The organism is Mycobacterium sp. P4_H6 (genome assembly GCF_056400845.1).
Genome location: NZ_JBFUKN010000074.1, coordinates 1 through 23,450 on the forward strand (window position 1 = coordinate 1; position 23,450 = coordinate 23,450).

The 23,450-nt window shown below is 66.5% G+C and carries 24 protein-coding genes, 4 tRNA genes and 1 pseudogene; 10 read left to right on the top strand and 19 right to left on the bottom strand.

The features are described from left to right. The 4 genes and pseudogenes from AC1DTF_RS24330 to AC1DTF_RS24345 all read right to left on the bottom strand — a co-directional run. A pseudogene (locus AC1DTF_RS24330) lies at nucleotides 1–214 on the bottom strand (LLM class F420-dependent oxidoreductase); the annotation flags it as partial. Between the two features lie 54 nt (nucleotides 215–268). Continuing rightward, on the bottom strand, nucleotides 269–706 hold the full coding sequence (locus AC1DTF_RS24335; protein ID WP_057167942.1) for an SRPBCC family protein: 438 nt from the start codon (nucleotides 704–706) through the stop codon (nucleotides 269–271). Between the two features lie 91 nt (nucleotides 707–797). Next, nucleotides 798–1,871 (bottom strand): CaiB/BaiF CoA transferase family protein, encoded by a 1,074-nt coding sequence (locus tag AC1DTF_RS24340; RefSeq protein WP_477475935.1) that lies wholly within the window; start codon nucleotides 1,869–1,871, stop codon nucleotides 798–800. After that, nucleotides 1,868–2,320 (bottom strand): SRPBCC family protein, encoded by a 453-nt coding sequence (locus AC1DTF_RS24345; protein WP_477475936.1) that lies wholly within the window; start codon nucleotides 2,318–2,320, stop codon nucleotides 1,868–1,870. Before AC1DTF_RS24345 ends, AC1DTF_RS24340 begins: the two co-directional genes overlap by 4 nt. Nucleotides 2,321–2,376: 56 nt before the next feature. Here AC1DTF_RS24345 and zwf point away from each other — a divergent pair, with 56 nt between their 5' ends. Both zwf and AC1DTF_RS24355 read left to right on the top strand, forming a co-directional pair. Then, nucleotides 2,377–3,873 (top strand): glucose-6-phosphate dehydrogenase, encoded by a 1,497-nt coding sequence (gene zwf, locus AC1DTF_RS24350; RefSeq protein WP_477475937.1) that lies wholly within the window; start codon nucleotides 2,377–2,379, stop codon nucleotides 3,871–3,873. Nucleotides 3,874–3,960: 87 nt separating this feature from the next. Then, on the top strand, nucleotides 3,961–4,470 hold the full coding sequence (locus tag AC1DTF_RS24355; protein WP_477475938.1) for a cupin domain-containing protein: 510 nt from the start codon (nucleotides 3,961–3,963) through the stop codon (nucleotides 4,468–4,470). Between the two features lie 19 nt (nucleotides 4,471–4,489). On the opposite strand, the gene AC1DTF_RS24360 is transcribed toward AC1DTF_RS24355, so the two are convergent. From AC1DTF_RS24360 to AC1DTF_RS24395, 8 genes are read right to left on the bottom strand one after another with little or no spacing between them, the layout of a single operon-like run. Further along, a complete protein-coding gene (locus AC1DTF_RS24360; protein ID WP_477475939.1) occupies nucleotides 4,490–6,004 on the bottom strand; it encodes an MCE family protein in 1,515 nt (504 codons plus the stop codon). Nucleotide 6,005: 1 nt separating this feature from the next. After that, the gene (locus AC1DTF_RS24365; RefSeq protein ID WP_477475940.1) at nucleotides 6,006–7,121 is read right to left on the bottom strand and encodes a virulence factor Mce family protein; all 1,116 of its coding nucleotides are present in this window, start codon (nucleotides 7,119–7,121) and stop codon (nucleotides 6,006–6,008) included. Further along, entirely contained in the window at nucleotides 7,118–8,410 is a 1,293-nt protein-coding gene (locus tag AC1DTF_RS24370; protein WP_477475941.1) for an MCE family protein, read from the bottom strand. Before AC1DTF_RS24370 ends, AC1DTF_RS24365 begins: the two co-directional genes overlap by 4 nt. Then, nucleotides 8,407–9,681, bottom strand: coding sequence for an MCE family protein (locus AC1DTF_RS24375; protein WP_477475964.1), 1,275 nt, complete (start codon nucleotides 9,679–9,681; stop codon nucleotides 8,407–8,409). Before AC1DTF_RS24375 ends, AC1DTF_RS24370 begins: the two co-directional genes overlap by 4 nt. A 17-nt stretch (nucleotides 9,682–9,698) precedes the next feature. Then, nucleotides 9,699–10,730, bottom strand: a complete 1,032-nt coding sequence (locus AC1DTF_RS24380; RefSeq protein ID WP_477475942.1) for an MCE family protein — start codon at nucleotides 10,728–10,730, stop codon at nucleotides 9,699–9,701. Between the two features lie 12 nt (nucleotides 10,731–10,742). Further along, nucleotides 10,743–12,032, bottom strand: a complete 1,290-nt coding sequence (locus tag AC1DTF_RS24385) for an MCE family protein (RefSeq protein ID WP_477475943.1) — start codon at nucleotides 12,030–12,032, stop codon at nucleotides 10,743–10,745. A 3-nt stretch (nucleotides 12,033–12,035) separates the two neighbouring features. Next, nucleotides 12,036–12,857, bottom strand: a complete 822-nt coding sequence (locus AC1DTF_RS24390; protein WP_477475944.1) for an ABC transporter permease — start codon at nucleotides 12,855–12,857, stop codon at nucleotides 12,036–12,038. Further along, nucleotides 12,854–13,621, bottom strand: coding sequence for an MlaE family ABC transporter permease (locus AC1DTF_RS24395; RefSeq protein ID WP_477475945.1), 768 nt, complete (start codon nucleotides 13,619–13,621; stop codon nucleotides 12,854–12,856). The genes AC1DTF_RS24390 and AC1DTF_RS24395 overlap by 4 nt, the downstream gene beginning before the upstream one ends. A 162-nt stretch (nucleotides 13,622–13,783) precedes the next feature. Here AC1DTF_RS24395 and AC1DTF_RS24400 point away from each other — a divergent pair, with 162 nt between their 5' ends. From AC1DTF_RS24400 to AC1DTF_RS24410, 3 genes are read left to right on the top strand one after another with little or no spacing between them, the layout of a single operon-like run. After that, entirely contained in the window at nucleotides 13,784–14,125 is a 342-nt protein-coding gene (locus AC1DTF_RS24400) for a UBP-type zinc finger domain-containing protein (RefSeq protein ID WP_477475946.1), read from the top strand. A 6-nt stretch (nucleotides 14,126–14,131) separates the two neighbouring features. Beyond that, complete coding sequence (locus tag AC1DTF_RS24405; RefSeq protein ID WP_477475947.1) at nucleotides 14,132–15,076, top strand: cation diffusion facilitator family transporter; 945 nt, start codon at nucleotides 14,132–14,134, stop codon at nucleotides 15,074–15,076. Then, nucleotides 15,073–15,228: a hypothetical protein gene (locus AC1DTF_RS24410; RefSeq protein ID WP_200962162.1), complete on the top strand. Its 156-nt coding sequence runs from the start codon at nucleotides 15,073–15,075 to the stop codon at nucleotides 15,226–15,228. The genes AC1DTF_RS24405 and AC1DTF_RS24410 overlap by 4 nt, the downstream gene beginning before the upstream one ends. On the opposite strand, the gene AC1DTF_RS24415 is transcribed toward AC1DTF_RS24410, so the two are convergent. From AC1DTF_RS24415 to AC1DTF_RS24430, 4 genes are read right to left on the bottom strand one after another with little or no spacing between them, the layout of a single operon-like run. Next, the gene (locus AC1DTF_RS24415; protein ID WP_477475948.1) at nucleotides 15,225–16,790 is read right to left on the bottom strand and encodes a phytoene desaturase family protein; all 1,566 of its coding nucleotides are present in this window, start codon (nucleotides 16,788–16,790) and stop codon (nucleotides 15,225–15,227) included. The two genes, AC1DTF_RS24410 and AC1DTF_RS24415, sit on opposite strands and share 4 nt — an antisense overlap. A 48-nt stretch (nucleotides 16,791–16,838) precedes the next feature. Continuing rightward, nucleotides 16,839–17,444, bottom strand: coding sequence for a TetR/AcrR family transcriptional regulator (locus AC1DTF_RS24420; protein WP_477475949.1), 606 nt, complete (start codon nucleotides 17,442–17,444; stop codon nucleotides 16,839–16,841). Between the two features lie 38 nt (nucleotides 17,445–17,482). Then, nucleotides 17,483–18,067: a TetR/AcrR family transcriptional regulator gene (locus AC1DTF_RS24425; protein ID WP_477475950.1), complete on the bottom strand. Its 585-nt coding sequence runs from the start codon at nucleotides 18,065–18,067 to the stop codon at nucleotides 17,483–17,485. A gap of 19 nt (nucleotides 18,068–18,086) precedes the next feature. Beyond that, nucleotides 18,087–18,677: a YdcF family protein gene (locus AC1DTF_RS24430; RefSeq protein ID WP_057167926.1), complete on the bottom strand. Its 591-nt coding sequence runs from the start codon at nucleotides 18,675–18,677 to the stop codon at nucleotides 18,087–18,089. Nucleotides 18,678–18,887: 210 nt separating this feature from the next. Here AC1DTF_RS24430 and AC1DTF_RS24435 point away from each other — a divergent pair, with 210 nt between their 5' ends. Continuing rightward, nucleotides 18,888–20,063: an N-acetyltransferase DgcN family protein gene (locus tag AC1DTF_RS24435; protein ID WP_477475951.1), complete on the top strand. Its 1,176-nt coding sequence runs from the start codon at nucleotides 18,888–18,890 to the stop codon at nucleotides 20,061–20,063. After that, a complete protein-coding gene (locus AC1DTF_RS24440) occupies nucleotides 20,060–21,136 on the top strand; it encodes an alanine/ornithine racemase family PLP-dependent enzyme (protein ID WP_477475952.1) in 1,077 nt (358 codons plus the stop codon). The genes AC1DTF_RS24435 and AC1DTF_RS24440 overlap by 4 nt, the downstream gene beginning before the upstream one ends. Before the next feature lie 7 nt (nucleotides 21,137–21,143). Here AC1DTF_RS24440 and AC1DTF_RS24445 read toward each other — a convergent pair. The 3 genes from AC1DTF_RS24445 to AC1DTF_RS24455 all read right to left on the bottom strand — a co-directional run bounded on the left by AC1DTF_RS24445 (nucleotide 21,144) and on the right by AC1DTF_RS24455 (nucleotide 21,454). Then, nucleotides 21,144–21,220: transfer RNA gene (locus AC1DTF_RS24445), tRNA-Phe, on the bottom strand. A gap of 39 nt (nucleotides 21,221–21,259) precedes the next feature. Next, a tRNA-Asp gene (locus AC1DTF_RS24450) sits at nucleotides 21,260–21,336 on the bottom strand. 45 nt (nucleotides 21,337–21,381) lie between these two features. Continuing rightward, nucleotides 21,382–21,454, bottom strand: a tRNA-Glu gene (locus AC1DTF_RS24455). A 136-nt stretch (nucleotides 21,455–21,590) separates the two neighbouring features. Here AC1DTF_RS24455 and AC1DTF_RS24460 point away from each other — a divergent pair. The 3 genes from AC1DTF_RS24460 to AC1DTF_RS24470 all read left to right on the top strand — a co-directional run bounded on the left by AC1DTF_RS24460 (nucleotide 21,591) and on the right by AC1DTF_RS24470 (nucleotide 23,349). Continuing rightward, a tRNA-Lys gene (locus AC1DTF_RS24460) sits at nucleotides 21,591–21,666 on the top strand. Nucleotides 21,667–21,961: 295 nt separating this feature from the next. Continuing rightward, nucleotides 21,962–22,591 carry a hypothetical protein gene (locus AC1DTF_RS24465; RefSeq protein WP_477475953.1) on the top strand — a complete coding sequence of 210 codons (630 nt, stop codon included), beginning with the start codon at nucleotides 21,962–21,964 and terminating at the stop codon, nucleotides 22,589–22,591. After that, complete coding sequence (locus tag AC1DTF_RS24470) at nucleotides 22,588–23,349, top strand: hypothetical protein (protein ID WP_477475954.1); 762 nt, start codon at nucleotides 22,588–22,590, stop codon at nucleotides 23,347–23,349. The genes AC1DTF_RS24465 and AC1DTF_RS24470 overlap by 4 nt, the downstream gene beginning before the upstream one ends. Nucleotides 23,350–23,450 lie beyond the last annotated feature (101 nt).

Below are 23,450 nucleotides of genomic sequence, written 5' to 3' on the forward strand. Positions count from 1 at the left end.
GCCGCGGGTTGAGCGGCACGACGGAGGTGCCGACGCCGAGGCCGGGCACCGCGGCGCCGATCAGGCCCGCCAGGCCGATCGCGTCATGGTCGAATTGCTGTGCGAGCCAGATCTGCCGGACGCCGACGTCATAGGCCTGACGTGCCTGGCTGATCGCGTCGTCGACGTGGTTGGCGGCCTGTCGGTTGGGAACGAGGACTATTCCAGTGGGCATATACGGGTCAGCGACCCGGCGGCACCGGTAATTCCCTTGCGCTCACCGTGATTGCTAGCCGTGGAAACGCGTGACCCGGGTACGCAACCGGTCCACGGCCGCGTCGAGCACCATCTTCTTGGCCCGGCGCAGCAGGAACTCGGGGATCGGCGCGACCAGATCGATGATGAGGTCGAATCGGACGCGGGTGCGGTCACCCTCGCGGACCAGCTTGTATTCGCCGTGCTGCCCGCGCTGCTGGAAGGTGTCGTGAGCGTCCCAGACCATCCAGTCATCGCCCCAGTGATACTCCAGCATCTCCTTGTCGGTGATGCCCATGATCTTCACCGTCGCCTTGACGTGGTGGGGCCTGCCATCGGGATGACGGTCCACCACCTCCGCGGAACGGTGCAGGGTGGACCAGGTCGGCACCTCGTCGATGTCGGCGAGCGCATCAAGGATCGCCTCCGGCGAGGCGTCGAAGAGGACTTCTCTCGACGCTCTGACAGCCATCAGGCAAATATAAGACCGCCCTTAGATTCCCGCAAGGATTTCGACTAACTGGGCGTTGCCAATTTACGCCGATGTCGGCAGCAAATCCGGCTCACCAGCCGACACCCTCGACGGCCGTGGTGTCCTGCGGCGGTCGGCCGACCGGTCCGGCCGGTGTCCGGGAGAACCGCGGCGCCGGCGCGGCCTGACGCACCCCGTGCTCGTCGACCAGGGTGCCCCTGGCCAGCAGGTGCTCGCTGTCGGCGGCCTCGGCCCAGTTCAGCACCGGGGTGACGCAGGCATCGCTATCCGCGAAGGTCGCCGTCCACTGCGCGCGGGTCCGGGCGGCGAACCGGGCCTCGAACACCGCGCGCATCTCGGGCCAGCGGTCCCGGTCGAACTGGGCGGGCACCTCGTCGGCATTCACACCGAGTCCGGCGAGCAGCGCCGCGAAGAACTGCGGCTCGATCGCCCCCACCGCCATGTGCCCGCCGTCGGCGGTCTCGTAGACCCGATAGAACGGCGCACCTCCGTCGAGCAGGAACGACTCCCGTTGATCCCGAAGCGATCCGGTGGCCTTCATGGTCCACATCATCTGCGCGAGCATGCTGACCCCGTCGACCATGGCGGCGTCGATCACCTGCCCGGTACCGGATGTCTCCCGCTCGAACAGGGCGGCGAGGATGCCGACCAGCACCAGCATCGAGCCGCCACCGAAATCGGCGACCAGGTTCAGTGGGGCGACCGGCGGCCGGTCCCGGTAGCCGATGGCGCTCAGCGCACCCGTCTGCGACAGATAGTTGATGTCGTGGCCGGCGGTCTGCGCCAGCGGCCCGTGTTGTCCCCAACCGGTGATGCGCGCGAAGATCAGCCGCGGATTCACCGCGGCGCAGTCCGACGGGCCGATCCCGAGCCGCTCGCAGGTCCCCGGCCGAAAGCCGTCCAGCAGTACATCGGCCTTGGTGGCGAGGTCGAGCAGCTTGTCGGGTTCGTGCTTGACGTCGAGGTCGACGACCCGCTTGCCGCGGTGCATCAGGTCGACGTTCTCGGCGGGCATCTGCACCCCACCAGGGCGCCGGACGCGCACCACGTCGGCCCCCAGATCTGCCAGCATCATCCCCGCATGTGGGCCCGGTCCGATACCGCCGAGTTCGAGGACCCGCACGCCGGCCAGCGGACCGGTCAACCCTTCTTGACCTTCAGCACCTGCTTGCGCAGGCCGCTGGTCGCGACATCGATGGCGCCCTTCATGACCTGCTTGAGGATGAACCCCGGCAGTGGGATCGCCAGCTCGATGTCCATGTCGAACCGCACCTGTGTTCTTTCTGGGTCCGTGTCCCCCAAAGGCGTCAGCGTGTAGCTGCACTGCTGGGACTTCAGCTGACTGGCCTTCACCAGCACCCAGCTGACCTTGTGCTCTTCCCAGGTGTAATCGATGGTCAACTGATCGCTGATGCCGACCGTCTTGATGGTCTGGATCACGCGGTGCGGACGGCCCTCGGCGTCGCGATTTACCACCTCGGCCTTCTGATACTGGGGCGACCAGGTCGGGGTGGATTCGACGTCGGCGACGACGGCGAAGATCTCCTCCGGGGACGCCTCGATGACCACTTCACGGGAAACGCTGGTTGCCATGGCCTGACCCTAGCGATGTCGCGCAGCGTTAACGTACGGATGGCAACATCGCCGCCATGGCCGCCGAGAACCCGCAGACCATCGCCTACCCCGCACCCGGTGCCCGCCCGCACCGCCGGGACACCGACCCGCTCGAACCCCATGTGATCGTGCTGTTCGGCGCCACCGGCGATCTGGCCAAACGCAAATTGCTGCCCGGGATGGCCTACCTGGACCAGTCCGAGCTGGCGCCGAACATCCAGGTGGTCGGCACCTCGCTGGAGGATCTGACCGACGACGAGTTCCGCGCGCTGGCCAAGGACGCCATCGAGAGATTCGGTACGCACAAGCTGACCGACGAGCAGTGGGCCGACGTCTCCACGATGCTCAGCTACGTCCCCCAGGGCGCCGGGCCGGAGGCGCTGGCCGCAGCGGTGGCCGCGGCCGAGGCCCGACTCGGCGGCAACGCTCAACGGCTGCACTACCTTTCGGTACCGCCCAAGGCAGCCCGCGCGGTCATCACCATGCTGCGCGAGGCCAAGCTGGTGGACCGCTCGCGGGTGGTGATRGAAAAGCCGTTCGGCACCGACCTGGCCAGCGCGGTCGCCCTCAACGACTTCGTGCATGAGACGTTCAAGGAACGCCAGGTGTTCCGGATCGACCACTTCCTGGGCAAGGAGGCCGCCCAGAACATCCTGGCGTTCCGGTTCGCCAACGGTCTGTTCGAGCCGATCTGGAACCGCAACTTCATCGATCACATCCAGATCGACATTCCGGAGGTGCTCGGTCTGGACGAGCGGGCCAACTTCTACGAAAGCACCGGCGCCTACAAGGACATGGTCGTCACCCACCTGTTCCAGGTGATGGCCTTCGTGGTGATGGAACCGCCGACCGCGCTGGAACCGCGCGCGATCAGCGAGGAGAAGAACAAGGTGTTCCGCTCCATGCTGCCCATCCAATGCAACGACGTGGTGCGCGGGCAGTTCGCCGGGTACCGCGAACTCACCGGAGTGGCACGGGATTCCGACACCGAGACGTTCATCGCCCTCAAGGTCGGCATCGACAACTGGCGCTGGGCCGGGGTGCCGATCTATCTGCGCACCGGCAAGAAGATGGCCGAGGGTATGCGCATCATCTCCATTGCCTTCAAGGAGGCGCCGCGCACCATGTTTCCGGCCGGGTCGGGTGTCGGCTCGCAGGGCCCGGACCACCTGACCTTCGATCTGGCCGACAACTCGAAGGTGTCGCTGTCGTTCTATGGCAAGCGTCCCGGGCCGGGCATGAAGCTGGACAAGATGTCCATGCAGTTCTCCACCACCGAGATCCCGAGCAACGGCGACGTGCTGGAGGCCTACGAGCGGCTCATCCTGGATGCGATGCGCGGTGACCACACGCTGTTCACCACCGCCGAGGGCATCGAATCCCTGTGGGAGCGTTCGGCTCATCTGCTCGAGGATCCGCCGCCGGCCAAGCTGTACCAGCCGGGCACCTGGGGCCCGAACGCTATCCACCAACTGATCGCGCCGAATGCGTGGCGGCTGCCGTTCGAGCGTGCCTGGCGAGACAAGAAGTAGCAGTATGACGTTCGCCCTGGCGTCCGAGCGTGCTTGCGTGTTTAGGTAGTTGAAACCGCAAACTCGCGTAGCGCCGAAGGAGCCCTCATGTCGCTGTGGAATCCGCAAAACATCATGGATGTCCCTCCTTATCCCGCTGAGCGTTTCGACGGTGAACCCGAGATCAGCGCGAGCCTCCGCCGGGAGGACCATGCCGAGGACTACGCGGTCGGCCCGATGAAGTTCCACTACCTCGTCGACCAGAAGACCTCGGCGGGCGACTACGGCCTGTACCGCGTCGAGATGGCAGCCCGCGCCGGCGGTGCTGCCGCGCACTATCACAAGGCCATCTCCGAGGCGTTCTACGTGCTGGACGGCACGATGCGGCTCTACGACGGCGACAAGTGGGTCGACGCGACCAAAGGCGATTTCCTCTTCGTACCGCCCGGGGGCATCCACGGATTCCGCAACGACGCCGATGAGCCCGCCGAGGTGTTGATCCTGTTCGCCCCCGGCGCACCGCGGGAATCCTACTTCGAGGGCCTACCGCACCTGGCCGGCCTGACCGACGAGGAACGTATCGAATGGAATCAGCGGCACGACAGCTACTTCCTGTAGCCCACGGCTAACTGGTGCGCTACCCGCCGGGCACCAGCAGCGACTGCCAGGTCCGGTCACCGGCCTGGGCCAGATCGCCCTGAGTGTAGCGGCGACCGTCCGGGCCGATGTAGTCGCCGGTGGCCGGGTCGTACACGGCGACCGCGACGTTCTGCGGGGCGACCGCCGCGGGAGGTGCCGGTGGTGGAAACTTGGTCAGCTCGGCCGCATTCGGCGCCAGGCCGTCGACCGGAGGCGGTGGCTCACCCGGCGCGGAACTTCCGGGCGGGTACTGCGGGATCTCCTGTCCGCTCAGTGTCGCGTTCGGGTCGCCCTTCCAGTTGAAGCCGTCGTTGAGCGGCACGTAGTCCTGCTCGCTTTCGCACATCTCCACCGTCGGGGCGCGCTTCCACGGTTTGGTCTCGCACGGAATGTTGCGCACCCCGCGGACATTGAGATCCGAGTCCTGCGGGACCCGGCAGTACAGCTCGCCCGACGGGCGGTCCGGGGCGTCGATGTCGGAGGGCACCCGCTGCTGGCGGGCCGGCAGGAAGCCGGTGTTGCACGGCGGTGGCCAGTTCAGGTTCAGGTTGAAGTCCAGGTAGATACCGCGGTACGCCTGCCGGGTGTTGGAGTTGGCCAGCGTGATCGCCGACATCACCGAGGTGCCCTGCGGCACCAGCACCAACAGCTGCTCCAGATCGGCACGGTAGGTCACCGCGATATCGCCCAGGCTCACCATGTTCGCCAGCAGCGTCGGCAACGCCGGGGCGAAGCGGTCGAACAGCGCGCGGCCCTCGTCCAGAGCCGGACCACCCTGGTCCAGCAGATCCCCGAACGCGGCGTTCTGCGCTTCGAACTGCCCGGTGATCGACGCCATCCGCGACGCCCAGGTGGCGATCGAATCCGCGGTCTGCACCTGCGAATTCAGCACCGGCGGTGACTCGTCGACGAGCCGGGTCAACTGGTCTTTCGACCCGCCCGCTTCGACGGCCAGCGACGTCGACCCGTCCACGATCCGCGACAGTTCCCGGCCCAGCCCGCCGACCGCGACGTCGGCCTCATCGATCAGGGTGCGCAGATTGTCATGCGGAATGGCCTGCAGTGCAGTGTTCGTCGCGTCGAGCAGACCGGCGATATCGACCGGCAGGGACACCCGACCGGCCGGGATGACATCGCCGTCGGCCAGCGTCGCGGACGTCCCGGCGCCGGGGGTCAGCTCGACGAACTGTTCACCGATCGCCGACCGGCTGTGCACCGCCGCAGACACATCCGCGGGCACGTTGGTGTCCGATTCGAGCTTGAGTACCGCCCGCACGCCGGTGGCCGTGACGTCCACCGAGGTGACCCGGCCGATCTCGTCCCCGCGGTAGGTGACCACCGAGGTCGGGTACAGACCGCCGGAGCTGGGCAGTTCCAGGGTGACGTCATAGCGGCCGATCCCCAGCAGGGCGGGTACCTTGACGAAGCCGAAAGCCATCACCCCGCAGGCGATCACGGTGACGGAGGCCAGGATCGCAAGCTGGATCCATACCGTGCGGTGCAGGCGCAACATGTCAGTAGGACCCCCAGTGGTACGGCGCCACCAGCGGGTTGCCGCCGGTGTACGGGCTGGGCATCTGGCCGATGGTGCGACCCCACTGCATCTCGAGTTCGGTGAGGTCACCTTCCCAACGGGTGCCGGTGAAGATGCCGCTGTCCAACCGGCTCAGCGTGAGGTCGATGACCAGGCTGATATTGGCGAAGTCACCGCGGAACCAGTTGGGGATGGTGCTTTTCACCCATGGGTAGGTGGACAGGAAGTCCAGTCCCCGGGTCAGCGCCGGCCCGGCATCGGCCAGTTCCCGGAACACCGGCGCGATATTGCGCAGGTTGTTCACCAGCGATTCGCGGGTCTGCTGCACCGTCGAATTGGCGATGGCACTGAACTGTCCGAGGGCGTCGATCGCCTCGGTCAGGGTGGCGCGGGAGTCGGCGAGCACGCCGAGCGCCTGCGGGATGGTGGTCAGCGCCCGGTCCACCGTCGCGTCGCGCGCCGCGACCTGCCCGGCCAGCTCGTTGAGATGCTCGGTGGCGGTGATGATGTCATCGGTCTGCGCGTTCAGCGACCCGATGAAGGTGTCCAGCTGGGTGAGCAGGCTGCGCATATCGTCTTCGCGTCCGGCCAGTGCCTTGGCGAAGGTCTGGTTGATCTCCTGCAGCTGCGCCAGGCCTCCGCCGTTGAGCAGCACCGACACCGATGCCAGGGTCTGCTCGGTGGTCGGGTACGTCGCCGCCGACGCCAGCGGGATCACCGAGCCGTCGGTGAGCCGGCCCTGCGCCGGCTCGTCGGCGGGCGGGGCGAGTTCGATGTGCATGGAGCCCAGCAGGCTGGTCTGGCCGACCTTGGCGGTGGCGTTGGCGGGCAGCTGTACGTCACCGTCGATGCGCATGGTGACCAGGGCATGCCAGTCCTGCACCTCGATCTTGGTGACATTGCCGACGTTGACGTCGGCGACCCGCACCCGGGTGTTCTGCTGGATGACGACGACATCGGGCAGTTGCGCCTGGATGGTGTAGGAGCGGTCCTCGCTGCCCGCGGTACCGGGCAGGCTCAGCGAATTCAGGCCCCGCCATTGGCATCCCGCGACCAGCACCACGGCCAGCAGGATCAGCGGGAGCCGGCGCGTCACGGGGTGCCGCCCGGCACCATCAGTCCGGGTAGCCCGGTGGCCGGATCGGTGGGCACCGCGGGGCCCTCGGCGGCCAGGAACTCGACCGGATCGATCGGCGCCGGCGGCGGTGGCGGCGGCACCGCGTCGGGACGCAGGTGATTCTCGCTGTAGGTGATCTCGTTGGGGCGGGCGGTGGCCCCGACGAACGGGTTGCCACCGATCGGCAGGAAGTTGTACTGCCGGTTCTTCACGATGGGCGCCAGGTACTGCACGCACAGTTTGGCCGACTGTTCGTAGTTCAGCTTCGACGCGGCCTGCACGGCACCACAGATGAATTCGACGGTGTTGGAGAAGTTCCCGAGAGCCATGATGCCGGTGACCGCGGCTTGGGCGGGCTGATAGATGTTGAGGAAGTTCTGGAACACCGACGGCGCGATGTGCAGGATCTGTTTGACATCTCCGCGGCGGTCGTTGAGCGCGGTGGTGATCGAGTCGAACCGGTCGAAGGTGGTACCCAGTGATTCCCGGTTCTCCGCGATGAACCCCCGCAGATCGGTGACCGCACCGTCGAGGCCCGCTGTGGCGTCGGCGATCTCATTGGGCGTGTTGGACAGCACGGTGGTCACGTCGGCCATGTTGCGGTTGAACGCGGCCAGCAGGTCGCTGCTGGAGGTCAGCGCGGACACCAGCAGTTGCAGGTTGCGGATGGTGCTGAAGATGTCGGTGCTGTGATCGCCGAGCACCGACATCGCCTGGGACAGTTTGATGACGGTGTCGCGGGCGGTGTCGCCCTGACCGCGCAGGTTGTCCGCGGCGCTGTTGATGAACTCGCCGACCGCATTGGGTCCGCCCGGTGTCGTCGGTTGCAGCGACTCGGTGAGCTTCTGCAGCTGGGTCCGGAAGTCGTCCCATTCCACCGGCACCGCGGTGCGCTCCAACGGGATGGTCCCGCCGGCAGCCAGTTTCGGTCCACCGTCGTAGGCGGGCACCAGCTGGATGGCGCGGGCACTGACCAGTGACGGCGACAGCACGGCAGCGCGCACGTCGGCGGGCACCGGATACTGCGCGTCGACCGAGAAGGTGACCTTGATGTTCTCCGGTTGCGGCTCGATCTTGTCGACGGTGCCCACCGCGACGCCCAGGATGCGCACCTCGTCGCCGGTGTACAGGCCGTTGGCGTTGGCGAAGTACGCCACGAAGGTGTCCGTGTTGACCCGGTCCCACCACGAGGTGCCCACCACCGAGAGCGCCACCGCCAGGATGGCGACCAGTGCGGTGGCCAGCGCGACCCTCACTCGCCCTCTCACGGCACGTACACCGGGGTCGGCCCGAGAACCGGTGCGGGACCGGAGAATCCGGGCGGCGGTGGGGCGGGCGGGCCCGGGGGCGGTCCAGCGGGTGCGGGTGCCGGCAGCGGCTCCCGGTACGGGTAGCGCGGATCGCCGGGTTTACCGGTGATCGCATCGGGCAGCGTCAGATTCGGTTCACCGCCTTGCCCGGTCCGCGGGAAGGGCACCGGCAGCGCCGGGGTGCCCGGCTGGCCGACACCGGGATCGACGAGCTCGGAGGGCAGCGCCACGTTGGGGTCCAGACCGAGATCGGAGAACGCCGAGTCGATGAAGGGCTGCACGAATTGGCCCGGCAGCAGGTTCACCACGGAGGCCTTGAAGAACGGCCCCGATCCGAGCACCTCGCCGAAGGACATCGCGTAACGGCGCAACAGATAGAGGGTGCGCTGCAGTTCCTGCTTGCGGTTGTCGAGAATCTCCAGCACCCCGTTGAGCTTGTCCAGGGCCGGCTTGAGCTGGGTGCGGTTGTCGGCGATCAGCCCGGACAGCTGCTGGGAGGCGGCGGTCAGGTTCACCATGAAGGCATCGACGGACTGCTGCTGTGAGAGCAGTTCGGCGAGCAGCGCATTGGCGTTGACCACCAGCGCGGCGATCTGGTCGCTGCGCTTGGCCAGCACCCCGGTGACCTTGTTGGCATCGGCGAGCAGGTTGCGCAGCTGGGCATCCCGGTTGTTGAGGGTGTCGGAGAATTGGGACACCCCCTCCAGCGCCAGTTTGAGGTCGGCCGGGGTGTTCTGGAACGTCTCGGCCAGGGTGGACAGCGCCGAGGACAGCTGGGTGGTGTCCAGACCGCTGATGGTGGTGGTGAGATCGCCGAGGGCGGTGGGCAGATCGTAGGGCGAGGTGGTGCGCTCCAGCGGGATGGTGCCGGACAGTGCGCCGTCCCCGCGCGGTGTGAGCTCCAGCATCTTGGTGCCCAGTACCGTCTCGGTCTTGATGGCGGCCTCGGTGCGGTCGCCGAGTTCGACGCCGGTGCGGACGGTGAAGTCGACCCGCACCTTGGTGCCTTCGAGGCGGACTTCGGAGACCCGACCGACGCCGAGGCCGGACACCCGCACATCGCTTCCGGGTTTGATGCCACCGGCTTCGGAGAAGTAGGCGGAATGATCCGATGTCCCCTTCACCACGGGCAGCTTGTCGTAGGAGAACGCGGCGACGACGACGGCCGCCACGATCAGGGTGCCGACGATCCCGACGACCGTGCGGTTGCGTTCGGCGATGGGTGTGATGGTGGGGCGTTTCAGTTTCATTTCGGTGCGCACCGTCCCGTGTCCTGGCCGGCCAGTTTGATGTACACCGGTTGACCGCCCTTGCCGTTGACCTTCAGTGCCGCATCGCACAGATAGAAGCCGAAGTAGTCGCCGTAGAGCCCCTGCCGGGCCAGGATCTGGTAGGTGTCCGGCAGTGTGCGGACCAGTTCGTCGAGGTAGTCACGGTCGGCCATCAGCTGCCCGCTGAACCGATCCGTCTGCGCCACCGCCTCTTTGATCGGTTCTCTGGCCTCGACCAGCAGGTCGGCGATGGATCCGGCGGCGGCGTTGATGTGTGCGACGCCGGTGGCGATGTCGGTGCGGCGCTCCGATAGACCTTCGACCAGGCTGGAAAGGTCGCCCAGCCCTTCGGAGAACTGTTCGTCCCGGGTGGCGAAGGTGTCGAGCACGGTGTTGAGGTTGGTGATCACCTGGCCGATGAGCTCGTCGCGGCCGGCCAGCGTCTTGGTCAGCGCCGAGGTCTGGGCCAGCACCGAGGAGACGGTGCCGCCCTGCCCCTGGAACACCTTCAGCAGTTCGCCGGACAGCGCGTTGACCTGTTCGGGGTCCAGCGCCCGGAACAGCGGACGGAACCCGCCGATGAGCGCGTCGACGTCGAGTGCGGGTGAGGTGCGGGTCAGCGGGATGGTCTGACCCGCCTGCAGTGTGCGTACCGATCCGGGGCCGTCCTCCAGTGCGAGGTAGCGGTCACCGATCAGGTTCTCGTAACGCACTGCGGCCCTGGTGCCCTCGGTGAGTTGCAGATCGCGGTCGATCGCGAACTCGACGGTGACGGTGCCGTCCTTGTGCAGGGTCAGGTCGCGAACCTTGCCGACTTCGACGCCCGCGATGCGCACGAAGTTGCCGCCCTTCAGGCCGGACACGTTGGTGAACACCGCGCTGTAGCCGACGCGGGAGTCGAAGCGGAACTGCCCGAAGACTGTCACCAGGGCGAACAGGAAGACCAGGCAGATCGCGGTGAACAGGGCAACCCGCACCACGGTGCCGGTGATGCTCTTACGTCGCATGTCTGATCCCTTCTATGAGCCGGGTGGCAGCGGGAACGGCGGCGCCGGTGCGCCGAAGGGGCCCGGCCCGGGTGCGGGCCCGCCGGGATAGCGGATGCTCGGCGGCTCGGGGATCGCCCGGGTCACCGGGAAGTAGTTCGCCCACCCCGGGAAGCCGATACCCGGGTTGGTCCGGATCTCGTTGGGCAAGGTGCCCCAACCGGTGTCGGTGACGAGCGCCTTCACCGGGAAGTTCTGGCTCACGTCGGGTAGCGACCCGCAGCTCGGTTTGCCGCCCGGCCCGCCGGTGGCATTGGTCTTCGGCAGGTTCTGCGGGTAGCGGTAGGCGTCGTCACCGGCCAGCATCGCCGCGTCCATGATGACCGATCTGCCGTTGCCGCCCAGGGCATCCCGGCCGCCGTTCTCCAGGAACCACACCGCCCCCTGGAACAGGCAGGTGTAGGTCGGTGAGTATTTGAGCAGCAGGCTGGTGGTGGGGTCGAGAATGTTCATGGCGCGCACCAGGTTCGGCTGATTGCCGCCGATGACGTCGATCCCGGACCGGGAGAAGCCGACCGCCGACAGCAGCAGCGTGTCCAGCGCCTGGGCATGCGCACCGATGGTCTCCGAGGTGGTGGAGAAGGAGTCCAGCACCGACAGGATGTCCTGGGCCGCAGCGGAATAGGCGTCCACGGTCTGGCCGAACAGCTGCCAGTCGGTACGCACCGTCTCCATCCGCGGGTTGACGGCGAGCAGCACGTTGTTGGCATCGGTGATGGCGTGCCCGATGTGGTCCCCCTTGCCGCGCAGGGATTCCGACACCGCCGAGAGCACCGAGTTCAGCTTGGCGGGGTCCACCGCCTGCACCACCGACTGCAGGTTCTCGAATACCGTGTTGACCTCGACGGTGACATTGCGCGAGCGCAGCACCGATCCCGGTTTCAGTGCCCCGACGGGTGCGCCGTCGGGCACGATGAGGTCGACGTATTTGGCGCCGAATGCGGTGGTGGCCTTGATCTCCGCCTCGACATTGGCGGGCAGGTATTCGAACGGGCCCGGGTACATGTTGAGCTGCAGCGAGGCCAGTCCGTCCTCGGTGCCGATGGAGCCGACCTCACCGACCTGCACACCGCGCAGTTTGACCTTGGCCCCGTTCTCCATCACCAGCCCCGCGCGGTCGGACATCAGGGTGATCGGTACGAAGTTGCGCAGCGAACCGGAGAACAGCAGCGCCGTCATCGCGATCAGTCCCACGATGATCAGCACCAGGACGGGCGCCCACCAGATCGGGTCGATCTTCTCCCGGCGACGAGTATCTGCCACTCCTCACCCCGAGAGGTTGAAATTGCCGGACTGCCCGTATACCGACAGTGTGATGGTGAGGAGCACGAAAACCGTTGCCGTGACCGATGTCCTGACCGCACGGCCGACGGCTTCGCCCACCCCGGCCGGCCCGCCGGTGGCACTGAACCCGTAGTAGGTGTGCACCACCATCACCGCCGCCGCCATGGACAGCGCGGCGACAAAGGACCAGAGCAGGTCCGAGGGACGCAGGAAGGTGGAAAAGTAGTGGTCGTAGACGCCGCGGGATTGCCCGTAGATGAACGTCGTCCCGAATCGGGTGGCCAGGAAGGACATCAGCACCGCGACGGTGTAGAGCGGGATGACCACCACCACCCCGGCGACGATCCGGGTGGACACCAGGTAGGTGATGGTGCGGATGCCCATCACCTCCAGGGCGTCGATCTCCTCGTTGATCCGCATGGCCCCGAGTTGTGCGGTGGCGCCGGCGCCGATGGTGGCGGCCAGCGCCACCCCGGCCGTCGCGGGTGCGATGAACCGCACGTTGAGGAAGGCCGACAGGAAGCCGGTCATGGCCTCGATACCGACGTTGGACAGCGTGTTGTAGCCCTGCACCGCGATCAGGGCGCCGGTGGACAGCGTCAGGAATCCGATGATGACGACGGTCCCGCCGATGACCGCGAGTGCACCGGTGCCCATGCCCATCACGGCGATCAGGCGCAGCACCTCACCCGGGTAGCGGCGTACCGCGTCCGCGGTGGACACCAGGGCCTGACCGTAGAACGCGGTCTGCCTGCCCAGGTTGCGGGTGCCGTCGACCAGGCGCCCGCCGGCCAGGGTGCTCATCCGGTCACCTTGACCCCGAGCGCGGTGGCCAGGATGTTGATGAGGAACAGCGCCATGAACGAGAACACCACGGTCTCGTTGACGGCGTTGCCGACGCCGGTCGGGCCGCCACCGACCGAAAGCCCTTGGTGGCAGGCGATCAGACCGGCGGACAGCCCGAACAGCAGCGCCTTGACCAGCGACACGATGACCTGCGGCAGGCCGGTCAGTAGGGTCAGGCCGGCGACGAAGGCGCCCGGGGTGACGTTCTGCACGTAGACGACGAACAGGTAGCTGCCGGTCAGGCCGACCACGGCGACAACGGAATACAGCATCAGCGCCACGAAGGTGGCCGCCAGCACCCGCGGCACCACCAGTGCCTGGACCGGGTTGACCCCGATCACCTTCATGGCGTCGATCTCTTCGCGGATGGTGCGGGCGCCGAGGTCGGCGCACATCGCGGTGGCGGCGGCGCCGGAGACGACGATGGCCGTGACGACCGGGCCGACCTGGGTGACCGACGCCAGCGCCGCACCGGCGCCGGACAGGTCACCGGCCCCGATCTCCAGCAGCACGATGTTGAGGGTGAAGACGATCAGTACGGTGTAGGGAATGGACAGCATGATGGTCGGGAAAATGGACACCCTGGCCACGAATGCAATTTGCTCGAACAGTTCCCGCCAGGCGAACGGCCTGCGGAACATCGCGGCGAAGGTCTCGGCGCCGAGCACCACGAAGCCGCCCACGGCGTTCATGGACTTCGTCATCTGCCCGGCGGCACTCATCGCGCGGACGTTAAAGCGGGTCTAGTTAGCTGTCAAAGGCACCTATTGCGAGAACGCCGACGTCAATTACCGATTTTGCTGGTGGGTATCTCGAGAATGGTTTCGCTCAGCTTGATCTGATCTCACCGAGAAAAACCGTTGCGGCTCAGTAGACTCGTGCAGGTGGACATCGACCCCGCCAAGCCCCCGAGTGGTACCGGTTGTGTGGAATGCGACGCCGCAGGCGGCTGGTGGGTGCACCTGCGCCGGTGCGCGGCCTGCGGACACATCGGGTGCTGCGACGACTCACTGGCCAAACACGCCTCCCAACACTGGCGCGACACCGGCCACCCCATCATCCGCAGCTTCGAACCCGGCGAGGACTGGTTCTGGAACTACGCCACCGACGAGTATTACGACGGCCCCGAACTGGCTGCGCCGCAGGCGCACCCGGCCGGCCAGCCGGCTCCGGGACCGCGTGAGCGGGTGCCCCGGGATTGGATGCAGCAGCTCCAGGGCGGCTGACCCGCGGTGGTGAAGTCGGGGGACGGCAGCACGGTCACCGTGTTGGTCGCATTCGCGGCCAACCTCGCGGTCGCCGGGGCCAAGAGTTTTGCGGCCGTGCTGTCGGGTTCGGCGTCGATGACCGCGGAAGCGGCGCATTCCTGGGCCGACACCGGCAACGAGGTCTTCCTGCTCATCGCCAACCGCCGCGGCGCCCGCCGGGCCGATGAGCGGCGCCCGCTCGGCTACGGTCGCGAGGTCTACGTCTGGTCGCTGCTGGCCGCGGTCGGCTTGTTCGTGGTCGGCGCCGCGGTGTCGATCTGGCACGGCATCACCGAACTGCTGCACGGCGAGGACGGTCCGCAGGACTACCGATTGGCCTACATCGTGCTGGCCATCTCCTTCGTCCTGGAGGGCATCTCCTGGGTGCAGTCGGTGCGTCAACTCCGCCGCGACGCAGCCACATTCGACAGTGATGTGCTGCGATACGCGTTCGAGACATCGGACCCGACCGTGCGGGCGGTGTTCGCCGAGGACAGTGCCGCCCTGATCGGTATCGTCATCGCGTTCACCGGCATCCTGCTGCATCAGCTCACCGGTGATGTGGCCTGGGACGCCGCGGGTTCCATCGCGGTCGGGGTGCTGCTCGCCGTGGTGGCGGTCGTGCTGATCAACCGCAACCGGGTCTTCCTCACCGGCGAGGGCGGGCCGCCCCGGTTGCAGCAGGCCTTGCGTGACCGCCTCCTCGGGTTCCCCGAGGTCGCCACGGTCCGCTTTCTGCGACCCGAATTCATCGGACCGAAGCAGATTTTCGTGATCGCGAGTGTCGATCTCGTGGGCGATGCCGTCGAGTCCTCCATCGCGCGGACCCTGCGCACCCTGGAGCATCGGCTGGAGGACTCGGCACCCGAGATCGCCGAGGTGGTGCTGACCGTTTCCGAACCCGACGAAACGGGTAGTTCTCCCCCGTGAGCGGAGATCCGAAGACCACCGAGTCAGACGCAGGCCCAGAGGGCGCCGAGGACGACGTCCAGAGCGACCCCGCCAAGGGTGCCGGGGACCGGACGGACTGGTCCGACGAGGGCGGCGCGACCCCCGACGGCGCCGCCGTCGAAGACGACTAACGCGCCTCGGCGAGCGCCGCCTTGGCGGCGTTGTAGCCGGGGATGAAGGTGATACCCGGCCCGCCATGGCATCCCGCGCTGCCCAAATACAGCCCGGTGACCGGGAGTTCCTGATCCGCATAGCCTCTTGGTCCGGGCCGGTTGGGGCCCATCTGTTCGGGATGGATCAGTCCGTGACAGTAGTCACCGCCCGGAGCGCCGAACATGGTGCCCATGTGTTTCGGGGTGAAGGTGGTGTGCCGGGAGATCAGGCTCTCGAAATCGGGTGCCAGCCTGGTGATCTTGTCGATCACGCGTTGGCCCATCTCGTTCTTCAGGTCGCCGTATGAGGATCCCGCCGTATCTTCCACGGGGAACCACAACGAGAAGGCCGATACCGCATGCTTACCCGGCGGCGCCAGGTCGGGATCCTGCACCGAGGGCATCTGCATCGCGATCGCCGGATCCGCGGGCACGATCCCGCGGCGGCTGTCCTCCCATTGCTGCTGCAGTTCCTCCGGGGTATTGAAAAGGCCGATGGCCGACTGCATCTCGGGATCGTTGAGCATGCCGTACGGGTCGGCGAAGGTCGGGATGCCGTCGAGTGCGAAGTGCATCTGCAGGTAGCTGCCACGGTGGTCGACATGGGTGTAGCGCTCGCGGGCCTCGGCGGGCACTGCCGAGGCGTCCAGCAGTCCGGTCACGGTCAGGTCGGGCGCGAGCGCCGAGATCACGACCGGCGCGCTGATGGTGGTGCCGTCGGCCAACCGCACCCCGGTGACACGGCCGTCGGCGGTCAGGATCTCCTCGACCTGGGATCGCAGCCGCAGATCTCCCCCGCCCGCGGTCAGCAGCTCACTCATATGTGTGGTGAGCGCGCCGATCCCGCCGCGCAGCTTCTTCATCAGTACGGCGTTCTCGTCGGGAACGGCCAGCCCGAAGGCCAGCGCCGCCGCGCTGCCGGGGGTGGCCGGTCCGCGGTAGGTGGTGTTCACGGCCAGGAAGCTGAGCATGCCGCGCAGCGCGCCGTGCTTCTCCGGGTCGGGCAGATAGCGGTTGAGCACGTCGGTGACCGAGCCGAACAACATGTCGGTGATGGCCGAGCGCTCGAATTCGTTGTGGGCGCAGGCATACATCTCATCGAGCGTCTTCGCCGGCGTGTCGGCGTCGAAGCGGCCCAGCGCCCGGGTGGGCGCCATGCTCCAGGCCATCAGCCCCGCCATGCCGTTGACCGCCTCGGCCCCGTGCACCTCGTTGAGGTGGGTGAGCAGCTTCATCGGGTCGGTGTAGTAGATGACGGGGTCGTCGCCGATACCGCGCAGCGATACCGACATGACGTCGACGTCGACGCATGCTAGGGCGTCCAGGCCGAGTTCGCGGCTGACCACCGCCGAGGTGGGGAACTGCAGCGAGCCGGCGATCTCGAACTTGTACCCGTCGAAAAGCTCTACGGTGGAAGCCATTCCGCCGGCATAGAGTTTGGCGTCCAGGCACAGGGTGTGCATCCCGGCGCGTTGGAGCAGGGCGGCGGCGGCCAGGCCGTTGTGGCCCGCGCCGATGACGATCGCGTCGTAGTCCGGCATCAGCCCAGGCTGCACCCCGGCCAATGTTTTGTCAATAATGACAAAACATCAGGACGGCGGGATGACGCCCGATTCCAGCGAGTCCAACGCCATCCGGCACAGCCTGGCGAGCTCGGGCAGGGAACGCTCCTCGGCCAGCATCCACACCTCCATGGCGCCGAACACCGCGGCGGCAATACAGCGGGCGGCGACGGTGACGCGCAGCGCGGCATCGGAGCCGGGCCGCGGCGGGTCGTCGTTGCGCAGGTGTTCCTCGACGACCTCGGCGAAGGAGGCCTCGACGGCCCGGATGTGGCGCACGATGCGGCCCGGGTCGAGCTCGTCGGCGCGCAGCTCGGCGATCTTGGCCACCGCGTCCACGTCATACGGGGACTGCAGGATCGCCGAGTGCACCGACTCCACGATCGACTCCTGCGGTGAGCGATTGGCCAGAGCGGTGCGGAACCACTCCAGGCCGGCGTCGTAGTCGACGAACAGCAGATCGTGCTTGGAGGAGAAGTGCCGATAGAAGGTGCGCAGCGACACTCCGGCGTCGGCGGCGATCTGTTCGGCCGAGGTGTCCTCGACCCCCTGGGCGAGGAATCGCACCATCGCCGCCCGGCGCAGTGCGTCGCGTGTGCGCTCACTGCGCGCCGTCTGAGCGGGCCGAACCATCAGCTCAACGTACCGGAGAGGTCGAGACTCCCCCGTGCTCAGCGCGGGGCGAACAGCGCGATCGTGGCGTCCACGGCTTCCTCGGTGATATCGCTCATCTTCCCGCCGTTTTCGACGGTGATGGCGGTGAGCTCGCGCAGGCCGCCGAGCAGCATGATGATCCGCTGTCGCGACACAGGCCCGATCCCGGCGGCGCGGAACTGCGGACTGTCCATCAGCGCGGTCACCATATCGACGAAATGCTCCATGGACTCCCGGGTGAGGTCACGTCCCGCCGCGCCCAGCGAGGGTCCGTCCCGTATCCAGCTCAGGGTGAGGTCGGGCCGGGACTCCCCCGAGGCGATCCAGGCCTCGATGGCCTGGCGGGCCTGCTGCTGCCAGGGGGCTTCGGGGTCGACGGCACCCGCGATCGAGCGGACCTGTTCGGCGTTGGCCTCGGCGAGCAGCGCCATGAAGCATTCGTCCTTGCTGGAGAAATGCTCGTAGAAGGTCCGGCGTGAGGTCCGTGCCCGCCGCACGATGTCCGCGATCGTCGTCTTGGCGTAGCCGTCCTCGGCGATCGAGGCCTCGAACGCCGCCAGCAGGCGGGCCCGGAAGTCTCCCGCGGCAGCGTCCGTCGTCACCCGGTCACCATAGAACGGCTCAGCCGATGGGGGTCAGCGGGCTGAGCACGTCGCGGATGAACTGGGTGATGTTGGTCTGCGGATTGCCGTCCGGGAAGCTGACGGTGGCCAGCATGTCGCCGCCCGCGTCGGCGAAGTTCCCGTCGGCGCGGCCCTGATGCGTCGAGGACGTGACCAGGATGATCCCCGAGGTGTCGGCCTTCTTGGCCAGCGGGACGGAGAACTGGGCGTTCTGGACCGTGCTGTTGGCCTTGTCCTCGACGATGATCCGGTTCGCGGGGAAGCCGAGCAGGCGCAGCAGGTTGCGCATCTCGCCGGCCTCGGTGCGCCCGTTCTTCGGGTTGCCGCCGGTGACGATAATCGGGGACTGCGGAAACGCCTGTGCCACAGCCAGTCCGGTCAACACGCGGGTGTAGAGGATCGGACGCATCCAGCCGTCGGGGGTGAGCCCGTAGCCCAGGATCACGATGGCGGGTTTGGTGAAGTCCTTGCCGGCAGGTTGGGCGTTCGCCTGCGGCGCGGCGGCGCAGGCGAAGGCCAACGCGACAAGCAGGGCACCGATGACAGTCTTGCACCGACTGCGCTTTTCATCCCCGAATGATTGCGACACGTGTACTTGATCGTGATCGGTGGGGCAGATGTTACGGAGCTGACAATTCGGTAGGCCGGGTCGGTAGATGCAGGTCAGTCACGATCTATCCGGTACCGTTAACATGTCGGTAATCTTGCCGGCCCTCAGGGCAGACCACTTCGTTGAACGTCGGGCTACATCGCCCCGCCTCGATTGCGTCGCCTTCTCTGAGACTTCTCAGAGGAATCTATGTCTTCGCGTGCCAGTGGTATCCCGTCTCTCGATGCGTTCCAGCCGAGCGAGTCCATCCATCCCGCGACTCCGTTCGCGCTGCCCGCCGGTTCCACCGCGATCGTGTACTGCGAGGGACAGTTCGGCGAGCAGGACGGCAAAACCGCCAATGGCCTGGTCCGGCACTCGGAGAAGTACGAGATCCTCAGCGTCATCGACAGCCTCCGGGCCGGGTCGGACGCCGGGAAACTCCTCGACGGCACCGCCAACGGCATCCCGGTGCTGGCCTCGCTCGCCGAGTCCATCGCGCACGCCGGCCACGTGCCGGACTACCTGATCTGTGGACTGGCACCCGCCGACGGCCTGCTGTCCAACCAGCAACGGGTCGTACTGCTCGACGGCATCGCCCGCGGGATGCACATCATCAACGGCCTACACGAGTTCCTCAACGACGACCCCGAGTTCGCCGCGGCCGCCGTGATCGCCGGTGTCACCATCACCGATGTGCGCCGGCCCAAGGCCAAGCGTGACCTGCACCTGTTCTCCGGCCGGATCTTCGACGTCACCTGCCCCCGGATCGCGATCCTGGGCACCGACGGGGCGATCGGCAAGCGCACCACGGCCACCCTGCTGGTCCAGGCGCTGAACGCGCACGGCATCAAGGCGGTCATGGTGGGCACCGGCCAGACCACCCTGATCCAGGGCGGGAAATACGGCGTCGCCCTGGATGCGCTGGTCCCCCAGTTCTGCTCGGGTGAGGTGGAGCACCAGGTGGTCGCCGCGTTCGAGGGTGAAGACCCGGACGTGATCGTGGTCGAGGGCCAGGGCGCTCTCAGCCACCCCGCATACCTGACGTCGGCGCACATCCTGCGTGGCAGCCGCCCCGCCGGGGTGATCGTGCAGCACGCGCCCAAGCGCGCGGTGCTCGGCGACTTCCCGATGGTGCCGATGCCGACCGCGGCGAGCGAGATCGCCCTGATCGAGGCGTTCGCCGACACCCGCGTCATCGGGGTCACGATCAACCACGAGGACATGACCGAAGACGAGCTGAATACCGCGATCTCCGAACATCATTCGCAGCTCGGGCTCCCTGTCACCGATCCCCTGACCCGCCCGTCGTCGGATCTGGTCGAGATGGTGCTGACGGCCTTCCCTGCGCTCGCGGCGGTCGCCGCCACATCAACCCCGATGTGACGCTTCGCATCGAGACCGATCTCGACAAGGTCGAGCAGAACACCCGGATCCTGGTCGACCGGCTCGACGAGTCGGGCATCCGGGTCACCGGAATCACCAAGGCCGTACTGGGTTCGCCGGGCGTCGGCGCGGCGATGCTGCGCGGCGGGGCCCGCGGCCTCGGTGATTCCCGGGTGGAGAACCTGACCCGGCTGGCCGGGCTCGGCCGCTCACCGCTGCGCACGTTGATCCGCTCACCCATGCTCAGCCAGGTGGCAGCCGTCGTCGACATCGCCGACATCAGCCTGAACACCGAGGCCGTCGTGCTGGCGGCACTGGATCAGGCCGCGGCCGAGCGCAAGCGGATGCACGCCGTCGTGCTGGTGGTCGAACTGGGCGACCTACGCGAAGGCATCTCGCTCGACGACGCCCCGGAGGCGGTGCGCGCCGTCCTCGGTCATTCGTCGCTGCGGCTCGTCGGGCTCGGCGCGAACCTGGCCTGTCAGAACGGCGTCGTGCCCGATGACCGGAACATGGGCGTGCTCACCGGGCTGGCCGACGATATCGAGGCACTGCACGGGATCTCGCTCGACGTCGTCTCCGGCGGCAACTCGGCGAACCTGAACTGGGCGCTGCACACCCACGATGTCGGCCGGATCGACGAGCTGCGGCTCGGCGAGGCGATCCTGCTCGGCCTCGATCCGCTGTACCGGACCCCGATCCCCGGCCTGCACACCGATGTCTTCACGCTGACCGCCGAGATCATCGAGGTCGCCGTGAAACCGGCACAGCCGTGGGGGGACCGCGCGCAGGCGGCGTTCGGGGCGGCGCCGCTGCGCACCGGCAGCGGCACCGTGCACCAGGCAATCCTGGCCCTGGGTCGCCAGGATGTGGACCCGGACGGTCTGCAGCCGCCCAAGGGCATCACGATCCTCGGGATGAGCAGCGATCATCTGGTGGTCGACCTGGGCGATCATGAGGTCGCGGTCGGCGACGAGATCGACTTCGGGGTCGCCTACGGGGCGCTGGTGCGAGCGATGACGTCGCCCTTCGTCACCAAGATGGAGGTGGGGGGCAACAGCGTTGCGAAGTGATGAAACGTGGTGGCCAGGGCCGGGATCGAACCGGCGACCTTCCGCTTTTCAGGCGGACGCTCGTACCAACTGAGCTACCTGGCCGGAAGGCTCCGGCCTTGCGACCGGAATACCTCGCCGAAATGGCGACCCTGACGGGACTCGAACCCGCGACCTCCGCCGTGACAGGGCGGCGCGCTAACCAACTGCGCCACAGGGCCTTGCTCTTTACTGCATCGCTCCGGTGTGTCACCACCTTCGCGCCGTACCCCCAACGGGATTCGAACCCGTGCTACCGCCGTGAAAGGGCGGCGTCCTAGGCCGCTAAACGATGGGGGCCTATCCGAATTTCTCCGGGCCGCTCTCAACGCCGGTGACGTTGGAAGCTTCGATAGCTTAGGACACAGCCCTGCGAAATCCCAAACCGGATACCCCCATCCGTCCGGGAGGGCCGCCCAGTATCCTTTTGCACCACGCCCCTATAGCTCAGTTGGTAGAGCTACGGACTTTTAATCCGCAGGTCCCAGGTTCGAGCCCTGGTGGGGGCACCACGCGTCACCCGAGGTCAGAGGATCATCCCGGCGTCTGCTCAGTCGTTGCCATCATCAGTCTCGGAGCGCAGTGACAGCGCAGTGACAGCGACACGGCGCTACATGGCGCGACGCCGAGGCCCCTACCTGCTGGTCGATGACACGGCCTGTCCTAACGCCGCGTCTCTCTCAGCCGCCCTTTAGCCAGAATTAGCACCGAAGCAAATTTGCCGGTTTGAGGCGAGTCGCGACATGTTCGCTGGTAGGACGGTTGTACTCTCTACCGACTGCCATTGTCTCGCCACCGGGGGTTCTGTTGTCTGTCGATGTAACTGATCTGCTGACAAAGGCGTGGAAAGCCGTCCAGGATTCGAAGATTCCCGAACCGCTACACGAACTCGCCCTCGGTCGTGCCATCGACATTCTCTCGGGCTCTGAAGCACCGAAGCGCAACCGCCAGGACGACACGTCAACCGAGGAAAATCCGGGCAACGGACCTTCCAATACCAGTGATGGTGCGACTAGCGGGCAGACGTCCGACTCCCCCGCAAGCGAGGATGAGTTTTACGACCGAATGAGCAAAGGCACGGGCGTATCGATCGATCTACTGGAACGCCTGGTACACATCCATGACAATGCTCCCCACGTGGTCTTGAAGACCGGCGCGCTGCCCAAGGAAAATTCTGCGGCACAGAAGCTCATCACGCTGCTGATCACCGTTGCGACTCACTATTGGACAGGCGACCCCGAAGTTGACTTAGCGCTCGCTCGTGCTGAGTGCGAGCAGTTCAACCGCGCGGATAGCAACTTTGCGAAGAACGTGGACAGGATCGAAAATATCGTGATTACCGGCGCAAAAGGTGGCAACAAGCGGGTCAAGATCCGCCGGGCATACCTGGACTCGTTTAAGGCCGAAGTGTTGAAATACGGGCAGTTCGCGGAGTGACTGCTGGGGCTATTGAGGCTGGCTTTCTCGCTGCGGGGGTGCCTGCCGATCTTGTCGCTGAAGTGATCGCGGCATATCAAGAGGCCAAGACCCGGTTCCACCGTCGCGACTACCGGCCGTCATCTGTCGAGGGTGCACGATTCTCTGAGGCTGTGTTCCGGGTGCTTCAGTGGGCAGCCTTGGGCACTTACACGGCAGTTGGGGCCAATCTGCCGAAGGTGCCTACGCTCCTGGGCCAGTTAGCGCAGACAACCAGCGCCGACGACAGCATCCGGATACACATTCCCCGAACACTCCAGGCTGTGTACGACATCCGGAACAAACGGAATGTTGCGCACCTGGGGAGCATCGAGATCGGGCTGCAGGACTCCGGCCTCGTTATCCACATACTGGACTGGGTTATGACGGAGCTAGTTCGGCTGTACCACAATGTGCCGACTGCCGAAGCCCAGAAAATCATCGAGGACATCGTCAAGAAGGAAGTGCCGGCGGTGCAGGTCATCGACGGGTTTCCGCGCTTGCTCAAGGACGTGGCAGGCACACATCACATGCTGCTGTTGCTTTATCGAGAGGGTGCAGCAGGCATGGAGGCGTCACAACTTCGCGCGTGGCTACCGGATAATCACCGTAGAAACTACGCCCGGAACGTCAAAACGCTCGACGAAAGACACCATGTTCACCTGTCGGGCGAACGAGTCTTTCTGACTGATCTCGGCATTGCGGAGGTCGAGAGCAAAGGGCTACTGAACCCGCTCTAGCGACCGGGCGGTCACCCTCCATGTATCAGCAGCAGGTTGCTCGGTCCGCAACCCCGTTTGTAGGCCTTACATTGCGGCGATACGGTCGGTATCATTTGATT